The organism is Thioalkalivibrio denitrificans (assembly GCF_002000365.1).
Taxonomy (GTDB): domain Bacteria; phylum Pseudomonadota; class Gammaproteobacteria; order Ectothiorhodospirales; family Ectothiorhodospiraceae; genus Thioalkalivibrio_A; species Thioalkalivibrio_A denitrificans.
On sequence record NZ_MVBK01000151.1, the window covers coordinates 1 to 1,487 of the forward strand.

At 65.2% G+C, this 1,487-nt stretch carries 1 protein-coding gene; it reads left to right on the forward strand.

Annotation, left to right across the window (positions count from 1 at the left end):
• On the forward strand, positions 1-1,317 hold a 1,317-nt coding region (locus B1C78_RS17005; RefSeq protein ID WP_077280342.1), incomplete at its 5' end, for a 3'-5' exonuclease.
• Positions 1,318-1,487 lie beyond the last annotated feature (170 nt).

The window sequence follows — 1,487 nt, forward strand, 5'->3', positions numbered from 1 at the left end:
GTCGTCATCACCCACGGCGGCCTGACCGCCGTGGGTGATGACGACCAGTCCATCTACGCGTGGCGCGGGGCACGGCCCGAGAACCTGGCGGCGCTGCAGCAGGACTTTCCGCGACTCAAGGTCATCAAGCTGGAGCAGAACTACCGCTCCACGAACCGGATCCTTCAGACCGCCAACCACCTGATCGGCAACAACCCTCACGTGTTCGAGAAGCGCCTGTGGAGCGCGCTGGGCGAAGGTGAGCCCATCCGGGTCCTGCCGTGCAACGACGGCGACCAGGAGGCCGCGCGGGTGGTCGCCGAGATCATGAAGCACAAGTTCAAACACCGTACCGAGCACCGGGACTACGCCATCCTCTACCGGGGCAACCACCAGTCCCGGGTGTTCGAAAAGCTCCTGCGCGAGCACGCCATCCCCTACAAGGTGAGCGGCGGCCAGTCGTTTTTCGAGCGCGCCGAGGTCAAGGACGTGATGGCCTACCTGCGCCTGCTGGCCAACCCCGACGACGACACCGCATTTCTTCGCATCGTCAACGTGCCGCGCCGGGAGATCGGTGCGGCGACTCTCGAGAAACTCGGGGAGTACGCCACCGAGCGCAGCGTGAGCCTGCTCACCGCCTGCTTCGAGATGGGTCTGGCAGAGCGCCTGTCCAACCGCGCGCTCACGCGCCTTCAGGCCTTCGCCGACTGGCTGCTGGAATTCGGCCGGCGCGCCGAGGAAGGTGATCCCGCGGCCGCCGCCCGGGCGCTCGTGGACGAGATCCACTACGAGGACTGGCTGCTGGATCAGTCCCGCGACCCCAAGACCGCCGCCCGGCGCATGGACAACGTCAACGAGGTACTGGACTGGATGGCTCGCCTGGCGAAGGAAGGCGCAGACGGCGGCAAGGACATCGGCGGGATCGTGCGTCACATGACGCTCATGGACATCCTCGACCGGGCCGGGGGCGAAGCCGAGGCGGACGGCGTGCACCTCATGACCCTGCACGCCGCCAAGGGGCTGGAGTTCCCCCACGTGTTTCTCGTCGGCATGGAGGAGGAACTGCTGCCCCACCGCGTCAGCCTCCAGGAAGACGGCCTGGAGGAAGAGCGCCGGCTCGCCTACGTGGGCATCACCCGCGCACAGAAGTCGCTCACGCTCACCTTCGCCCGCAAGCGCATGCGCTTCGGCGAGGAAGTGGACTGCGAACCCTCACGCTTCATCCAGGAACTCCCCCCCGAACACCTGGAATGGCCCGATGCCGCCCCGCCCGATCCGGAGGAAGCACGCATCACGGGCAAGGCGCACCTGAGCAATCTCAAGAGCCTGCTTTCCTGAGCCGGGAACCGCGACGCAAAGGCGCGAAGACGCAAAAGTTCGCAAAGGACAACGGAATGATTCGTTATTGAACCCGGTGCGTGTGGATGGCCGCTGAATCCAACATCGGGTTGGGTGGATCGAATCCCGCTTTCTTTTCGCTCAAGTATACTTTGCGTTCCTTTGCGTCT